Annotated in this window: 4 protein-coding genes; all 4 read left to right on the top strand. The window is 36.5% G+C overall.

From position 1 onward, the window contains the following. Positions 1 to 38: 38 nt before the first annotated feature. Positions 39 to 1,106: a dihydrodipicolinate synthase family protein gene (locus ABFR62_13130; GenBank protein ID MEN8139364.1), complete on the top strand. Its 1,068-nt coding sequence runs from the start codon at positions 39 to 41 to the stop codon at positions 1,104 to 1,106. A 4-nt stretch (positions 1,107 to 1,110) separates the two neighbouring features. Continuing rightward, positions 1,111 to 1,989 (top strand): GNAT family N-acetyltransferase, encoded by an 879-nt coding sequence (locus ABFR62_13125; GenBank protein MEN8139363.1) that lies wholly within the window; start codon positions 1,111 to 1,113, stop codon positions 1,987 to 1,989. A 63-nt stretch (positions 1,990 to 2,052) separates the two neighbouring features. Then, positions 2,053 to 3,555 carry a hypothetical protein gene (locus tag ABFR62_13120; GenBank protein ID MEN8139362.1) on the top strand — a complete coding sequence of 501 codons (1,503 nt, stop codon included), beginning with the start codon at positions 2,053 to 2,055 and terminating at the stop codon, positions 3,553 to 3,555. A 127-nt stretch (positions 3,556 to 3,682) separates the two neighbouring features. After that, a partial coding sequence (locus ABFR62_13115; protein MEN8139361.1) for a hypothetical protein occupies positions 3,683 to 4,635 on the top strand: 953 nt, incomplete at its 3' end.

The following is a 4,635-nucleotide window of genomic DNA, read 5'->3' as shown; positions in this document are numbered from 1 at the left end:
AATAACCACAAATAACCATCAATAACAATAAATATAAAATGAAAATAAAAGATATACCATCAAATGTATTAGAGTCTATAAGAAAGGGAGTAGTAATTCCTGCATATCCTTTAGCTCTAAACGAAGACAATTCAATTGATATAAAATACCAAAGAGCATTAGCTCGTTATTATCTGAACTCAGGTGCAGGTGGTATTGCTGTTGCGGTGCACACAACACAGTTCGAAATTCGTGATGAAGAAACTTACTTGTTCGAGCAGGTTTTGGATATTGTAAGTGAGGAGTTCGATAAGTTCGAGAATGAAACAGGTAAAAGTCCTGTGCGTGTTGGAGGTATTGCCGGAAAAACAGAACAGGCAGTAAACGAAGCAAAGATTCTTGCAGGTAAAGGCTTTCATGCTGCATTGCTTAGTGTAGCGGCTTTTAAAGAAGCTTCGAACGAAGAAATTTTAGAGCATTGCCGTACTGTAGCCGAAGAGATACCATTGATTGGTTTTTATTTACAACCTGCAGTTGGTGGCCGTAAACTCGATAAGAATTTCTGGAGAGAATTTGCTAAAATAGAAAATGTTGTAGCTATAAAAATGGCACCTTTCAACCGTTACTATACTCAGGATGTTGTTCATGGAGTTATAGAATCGGGTAGAGCAGACGAGATTACTCTTTATACAGGTAACGACGATAATATTCTTGCCGATTTAATGACTGAGTTCGAGGTTGTTATCGACGGTGTTTCGCATAAGAAAAAAATAAAAGGAGGTCTTTTAGGGCATTGGGCAGTATGGACAAATAAAGCAGTTGAATTGCTAGATATGGTTCATAACGATTATTACTCTGCCAATGCAAATGAAATACTGACTTTAGCAGCAAAAATCACCGATACAAATGCAGCGTTCTTTGATGCGGCAAACGATTATTACGGTGTAATTGTTGGTTTACATGAAGTGCTTCGCCGTCAGGGATTAATGCGTAGAATAGATACTCTTGCAGGTGAAAAACTTATGCAGAGACAAATTGATGAAATTGATAGAATTTATGCAGCATACCCCGAACTGAACGATGATGCTTTTGTAAAAGCAAATCTTGATAAGTGGTTAGAAAACTAGAATTATGAGCGGGCAAACAGCAAAACAAAGTGCAGAAATAAGAAAGATGCTAAAGTCGGATATTCCCGATTTATTAGCTCTTAAGAATTCTGAAAATTGGAATCAAACTTCCGATGATTGGGATTTGTTGATAGGTTATAAAGACAGTATAAATCTAGTAGCTGAGTTGGATGGTAAAATAGTAGGATCGGTTACAGCTATAAACTATTCTAATAAAGTTGCCTGGATAGGGATGATGCTCGTATATAAAGAGTATCGCGGTCGCGGAATTAGCAAGCAGTTAATGTTACAGGCTATAGACGAGCTTAAAGCTTTGGGTTGCGAATCAATAAAGTTGGATGCAACTCCTGCCGGTCGCCCGGTTTATAAAAAAATAGGTTTCATAGACGAGTACGAAATTGGACGAATAACTAATCCGTCGGCAGCAAAAATAGATGTAAAATCTAATGTTAAAGTTGAGGCTGTTTCAGAAAACGATTTGGAAGAAATTGCCGAATTGGATAAACATGTATTTGGCGCAAATCGTTATGGCTTGTTAAAGTATTTGTTTAATGATTCGCCCGAACTGGCATGGTTGATTAGGGAAGAAGGAAAAATTATAGCCTTCTCTTTAGGTAGGAAAGGAGAGCGTTTTACTCAGATAGGTCCTGTTTTTGCATCGAACGATGAAGATATAAAAACACTTATAGCAAGTGCAGTAAATAAGATAGAAGGTAAAGCTGTGGTTGTAGATTTGTTATCAGATAAAAAAGATATAAAAAGTTGGCTCGACCAAAATGGATTTACTCTTCAACGTCCTTTCGATAGGATGTATTTAGAGAGTAATCCATATCAGGGTAATTTGGAAAAACAATATTTTATTTGTGGACCTGAGTTTGCGTAAAATATTGCTTTAATGAATTTCCACATAAATATTGGTAGAACTAAATGTTTTATATTATTCAATATGAAAAAATTAAGTATAGCAGTTTTATTAGCATTAGTTTTCGGAATTTCATCATGTAATAATGCTGATAAATCAAATAATGTTAATGAAAGTAAATCAATAACTCAGTTTGGAATTACCTGGACTTTCGATAAAGAATACCCTGTTGGGAAATTTGCCAATGGAGATTATTGGGTTGTTGGACCTGTTAAAGTTGTTTCGGTAAGTCCGGGGCCACAGCAAGCCGATTCTATAAACGAAAATATTAGAATAACTTTTGTAAAGAATGACCATAATCAATATGGCGATACCGATGTAAGAGACGATAGACGTATGCGTAATGGAAGTATGGTGAATCCTGTTTGGAGTAAAAAACATGGTTACGATTCGGGCAGTGCTACTTATGATGAGTCACTATCTATTAAATTTCCATATAATTTAAAGGCTAATGAGTCTTTGGTTTCAACGGTTAGTAATACTTCAATGCCTAATGAATTATTGTTGCCAATGGGCAATCAAATAAGTAAATCGGTTTTAAATACAGCAGCAATTCTAACATGTTTAGAAAAAGCACCTGAAGAGCTTTCTTTCCGTCCATCGTATGCAGGTAGTACAAAGAAAACTCATACAGTAAACGAAATTAATTGGGATAAACTACCAAGTTTAGAGCCGGTTGAAGCTACTCCTACAATTGCAGAAGTTTCGCGATATGTTGAACGCCCGTGGCTAGACCATGTTGACAGTTGGATGAGTCGTTCTACTGCTCCTACTGCTAATATGTCGGATTATGGTAGAGAATATGTTAGAATGGTATCATTGGTAAGTATGCGATTGATGCTTAACGATTCTAAAGAAGATAAAAAGGAGTTATTATACAGATTTATTCAACTTGGAATAGATTTGCAAGGAATACGCGAAACCGGTGCAAAATGGCATTGGGGTGGAGGACTTGCAAGTGGTAGAAAGTGGCCAATTATGTTTGCCGGTATTATGCTAAACGATAAAGAAATGCAAACTTTTTCATCGGAATCTGCTTTTCACGAAGATCAGCAAACTTATTACGGTAAAGGTTGGACAGGCGAAACTGCATTATGGCAAATGATACAACATCATGGTTTGGCTCCTCTTTTCGAAGAGATGCATCCGTCAGAATGGACTAAAGAAAACAAAGGAGCACTTGCACATGGTTATAGGGTTTGTTGTAATGGAACAGCCTGGGGAGGCGAAGCTTTGTCTGCTTTGTTGATGAATGCAAAACAAATGTGGAATCACGATGCATTTTTTGATTACACCGATAGGTATATGAGCGAAACACCTGATAAATATATAGAAGCAGGCTTGAAAGTTTCTGAAAAATACAGAAAAGAGCTTTGGACAAGAAATGTTGATGTTTTTGTTGATAATATGTGGCGTAAATACCGAACTACTGTAGCTAAACAACCTGGGGCTGTTGAGAATAAAAAGTGGTTGCCATTGGAACGAAAGTGGGTGATAGATAATGGTTTGGATAAAGTGAAAAAGTGAGGTATATATTGAATCAAGAGGGAATTAAGTGGATATTACTAGAGCAATAAGTACTAGCAAATATCATCTAATAACAATAAATATCTACCTAATATCTATCTAATACCAACAAACAAATTATTAACAGATGAAAAATATAGTATTAAGCTTTGTAATTACTCTGGTAACTCTGGTGAATGCGATGGCACAGGATAATGAAAAATTCTGGTTGACAAATACATTGTTAACTCCGCATCGTATGCCAATGGCAAATGGAGAAATTACATTTATAGATTTAGATAAAGATGGCGACCCAGATGTGATGCGATATACTATTATGGACGGAGTGCCGGTGCAGTGGATTGATGATGATGATGACATGAAAATCACCGACATGGAAGGTGATATGGATAGTGATTGTTTGATGGTAGACCGAAATAAGGATGGCGACTACGGACATGGAAATGATTTAATGATCGATTGGAATGATGAGAATGGTGATGGCAAGGCCGATATTCAGGCTGTTGTAGATAATTCGGCATTAGACGACAGAGGACGTTGGCAATCGCATTATATGTGGTTGATTGATACTGATGAGGATAATATCTTTAATTATGTAAATTGGAATACTCTGAAACTTGAAGCGTGGGACAGAGGTGGAAGGTCTCAGTTTTTTACGGATTATCACGGGTCGAGTGTTTTCTTAAAAGCTCATACTAATACATTTAATATTCCGGATTTGCGTTATAATTGGGAGAATCCATTTTTATTCTTCGATGAAGATAATGACGGGCAAACAGAAATGGCAATTCGTTATGTTGATGAACCTCAAAAAATAAAAGGTAAAAAGGCTTATACAAAAGGTGATGTTGTAAATGCAGAAAACGCATCGATTATTTATACAGGCAAAATATCAACAGTTCAGTTTGGGATTGATATGGATAATGATTCCGAGCCATCAAATGAGCTGGATTACGATTTTAGTATAAAATTTAATGGTCCCGGGTTCGATTATAGCGATCAGGTGCATAAATATAAATCGCTTCGTGGTTTGCCCGAAGCTGATAAATATTTCTTTGATGCCCGTTGGCGACAGTTAGA

This window comes from Bacteroidota bacterium (assembly GCA_039714315.1).
Lineage (GTDB): Bacteria > Bacteroidota > Bacteroidia > Flavobacteriales > JADGDT01 > JADGDT01.
The sequence above is the reverse complement of the archived record's forward strand: the minus strand, read 5'-3'. Positions and strand labels throughout refer to the sequence as shown.

Coding starts and splice junctions, on each gene's coding strand:
- ABFR62_13120 (MEN8139362.1), top strand. CDS start 2,053: ATGAAAAAATTAAGTATAGCAGTTTTATTAGCATTAGTTTTCGGAATT.
- ABFR62_13130 (MEN8139364.1), top strand. CDS start 39: ATGAAAATAAAAGATATACCATCAAATGTATTAGAGTCTATAAGAAAG.
- ABFR62_13125 (MEN8139363.1), top strand. CDS start 1,111: ATGAGCGGGCAAACAGCAAAACAAAGTGCAGAAATAAGAAAGATGCTA.